The following is a 3,405-nucleotide window of genomic DNA, read 5'->3' as shown; positions in this document are numbered from 1 at the left end:
TAAAAGTAAGCAAAATGATTATTCAGTTCAAAGTTTGAACTCTAAAATTTAATGCTATCTTGTATTAAAAAATTTTGAATGTAGCGCTTAACTGGACAATCAAAAAATATGCAATTTAACCTAATTTCAATAAATATTCATGAAATATCCACCACTTATTACAATATTGTAAATGTGTCTTTGATAGACGGAAAAAAATCCGTATTTCACGCAAACTTAAAACTAAACAATGTAATTAAAGTATTTGATATAATTATATAAATAGAGTATTTTACAAAAAATAAAAATCATGATAGATGGAAACACCCGTGTTTAAACACGGAATAAATCCGCCTATTAAGCTGTTATATGCTTTTCGAATCATGGAGTTTTAAAATAGTATGGAAGCAAACTTAAAAATCATTGAAGCTTTAGCTAATGGTATAAATCCACAAACAGGTGAAGTTTTACCTGAAGAATCCCCTTACAATTGTCCTGATACCATCAGAGCTTTATTTGCCACATTGGACTTCATAAAAAAACCACCTAAAAAGCAGCCTAAAGCTAAAAAGACTCTTGAGCAAAAACAGGCTGAAAACCTTGAAAATAATTTACCTAAAAATGCTGGTTTAGCTTGGACCGAGGAGCAAAAAAATGATGTTGCAGAGCAATTTGAAAGTGGTAAATTAGTCTCTACTCTTGCTAATGAGTTTGGACGTACAAATAGTGCAATTAACTCTGAACTCAAAAAGCAAGGTCTAATAGAAGAGTAAGCAGCATATAACAAGGCATTAAAGTTGGACTCGTAAACGTTTGCTCGGTTCCACTTGGTTTCACATTTTAGCAAACAATTACTCACCGCTTAATGCGGCGTTGATATGCGAGTAGAGTCACCTCATAAAATGGAGTTTTAATGAACATTGAAAACATCATCGTGCATGAAGTACGTAAAGAAGAAGATCAGAGTGTTGCTACCATCTATCCGAGAAATGAAGAAAATACTGTAGATGAACATGCTCAAACATTGAGCACTCAACTTTCTGGTTTGTTTAGGAAAACTGGCTTATTAACTGGAAGGTTTGAAACACCAGAAAGTCCCGATGATCCTCAACCACATTTTGTAACTCTTCTTGAAAGCCACTTTGATGAGGGAATTTTTAAAAATTTTGTTTCCTTTTCTGATGCTGCTGCACGAGAATTCAAACGAAAATTAGATGAAACAGGTGCTTCAAAAGGCGGTTATTTGTGGTTCAACCATTACACGTATAATGAAGAAAACTTTTTATCTATCGTTCTTTTGAGGAAGAAACATGGATTAGCACTTTCCAATGATTTAACTCTAGATCAAATAGAACAATTAGATTTAGATAAGTTGCACATGGCTGCTCGTATAAACCTCACCGCATGGTTATCAGGAACATCAACACGTTTTATATCTTTTAGAATAGGACGTGGTGCTACAGATGTAACTGAATACTTTGCTAAATTTGTGGGTTGTGAGGAATATACCCGCGCACGTGCTGATACACAAAACTTAGTTCAGGTTACAAAGAAGTATTGCGCAGTTAATAATTTTTCTGATGAGAAAACGGAAGATGTTAAGCAGTTCGTATTTGAGCGTTGTAATACATGGTTAGATGAGAACGAACCTGTACTTTTAGAAAGGATATCTGAGTTACTTGATTCAAGTTTTACACCTCAAGAGGAAGGTCGTTTTTTAGAGATAGCGCAAGATGACCCTTTTTTCTTAAGTAATGAAGTTCCTATTGAAAAATCTGCACTACGAGGTTTAACACGATACGCAGGTAAGACTAAAAAGCTATCATTAAGCTTTGACAGTGATTTAATAAATATAAGCGTTTTTTACAACGAAAATGACGAAGAGATTAGAATAACGGATGTGCCAGTTAAACTAAAAGAGCAGCTTGCTACAGAAGAAGCATAAAATGGACAAGCTTGCTTTATTAACTAAATTAAAGGATTTAAATCGAGAGTTCTCATTTACTAAAAATGATGACGGCTATGAGTTTTCGGTAACAATATCTTTAAATACTATTATTCAATTAACAGACTGTATTGATCACGGTATACCAATATCTGCTTTTCTTTTAAATGAAATGTATATTGAATTAGCAGATTTGTCTGACAACATAGGTAGCACAGTAAAAATAGAGTTATCATCAAAAGGGTTAAAGCAAAAAAAATTAACTATATTCAATGAGTGGACTGATTTTTTATCGTTTAAACCAAACTTGTTGCATCCTCCAGAAAGTTTCATAATCCTTCAAGAAGAAATCGTTCATCCTTCAAATTCAATTGATGGGAAACTAAAGCACTTTTTCGATATTAGTAACTTTTTACATTTGTTAAATGATAATGCAGATCACTCTACTAAAGTTACGAGTAAAGTCATTGATGAATTAGTTTTCCTACATAAGTCTAGATTAGACATCCCAATAATATTGCCTATAGATTGTTTAGACGATGCTCTAGATGGCTATAGTATTGTTGATTCTTTATTTAAAGATGACTCCCATACGGAACAAAAATCTAGCATATTTAAAGAAGTAATGTATGGACTATTAATTAATATCCCAATGAAAGAGAGGTTGGGCTATTTACTTTTAAACTTCGGCGAGTTTTCCAAAAGATTTAATGAAAATTATCAGCTGTTTGTAAGTGAGTTTTCTTTTGACGATGTAAGAAAAGAATATGAAGAAAATAAGCGAGACTATTTAACAAAACTAAACGATATATTTTCATCTGTTCAAACTAAGATGCTAGGTATCCCTATCTCTTTAGCAATAGCTTCTCTGAAAATGAGTTCTGTTGTAGATGGAATCTCATTTTGGACTAATTTCTTATTAGCTATATCAATTACGATTTATAGTATTATGATGTTTATGCTTATAGCTAATCAAAAGCATACACTTTCAGCTGTAAAAAGTGAGTACAAAAGTCAAATGACTCGCTTGAAGCATCAGTATTCAGAACAGTATGAAAGCATCAAAAAAATACAAACAGAATTAGATACAAGACATGATTTTCAAAAAAGTTGCCTTAACTGGTTTTATGTAATGAGTGCTGCATTATTTATTCTAATTTTAGCTTTATTTACATGGAATTTGCCTTGGAAATCAATTCTAGGACTCGCATAATCGGGTAGCCGGAGGTCTCTAACCTCCAGCCCCCACACCACCCATCATGCGGGTCCGCAATGGGCGGTTCATCTCCCGTAATGAATCTTTATCCAAGCATCTCTTAATGATACGAGTCCTTGTTTAGCCAAAAAATCATTGTTGATCGCTATAATTGAAAGTCTTGCCTTTTGACCCTCTGCTTTGTAACCGAATTATCGGTAAAAATAATTAAGTATGAACAACTAAAAATAGCTTAACTGCGCTTTTTATTATCATCGTGTTTTTA

Annotated in this window: 3 protein-coding genes; all 3 read left to right on the top strand. The window is 33.0% G+C overall.

Translation table 11 applies throughout. The annotated features are described in order from the left end of the window. The first annotated feature begins 380 nt into the window (after positions 1-380). The 3 genes from CJF42_RS25180 to CJF42_RS25170 all read left to right on the top strand — a co-directional run bounded on the left by CJF42_RS25180 (position 381) and on the right by CJF42_RS25170 (position 3,137). Positions 381-752, top strand: a complete 372-nt coding sequence (locus CJF42_RS25180; protein ID WP_095369251.1) for a hypothetical protein — start codon at positions 381-383, stop codon at positions 750-752. Positions 753-892: 140 nt separating this feature from the next. Continuing rightward, the gene (locus CJF42_RS25175; RefSeq protein ID WP_095369250.1) at positions 893-1,924 is read left to right on the top strand and encodes a nucleoid-associated protein; all 1,032 of its coding nucleotides are present in this window, start codon (positions 893-895) and stop codon (positions 1,922-1,924) included. Between the two features lies 1 nt (position 1,925). Further along, a complete protein-coding gene (locus tag CJF42_RS25170) occupies positions 1,926-3,137 on the top strand; it encodes a hypothetical protein (protein ID WP_095369249.1) in 1,212 nt (403 codons plus the stop codon). Positions 3,138-3,405 lie beyond the last annotated feature (268 nt).

The organism is Pseudoalteromonas sp. NBT06-2, assembly GCF_002276045.1.
In the GTDB taxonomy this organism is placed as follows: domain Bacteria; phylum Pseudomonadota; class Gammaproteobacteria; order Enterobacterales; family Alteromonadaceae; genus Pseudoalteromonas.
This window is presented reverse-complemented; position numbering and strand designations above follow the sequence as displayed.

Coding starts and splice junctions, on each gene's coding strand:
- CJF42_RS25180 (WP_095369251.1), top strand. CDS start 381: ATGGAAGCAAACTTAAAAATCATTGAAGCTTTAGCTAATGGTATAAAT.
- CJF42_RS25175 (WP_095369250.1), top strand. CDS start 893: ATGAACATTGAAAACATCATCGTGCATGAAGTACGTAAAGAAGAAGAT.
- CJF42_RS25170 (WP_095369249.1), top strand. CDS start 1,926: ATGGACAAGCTTGCTTTATTAACTAAATTAAAGGATTTAAATCGAGAG.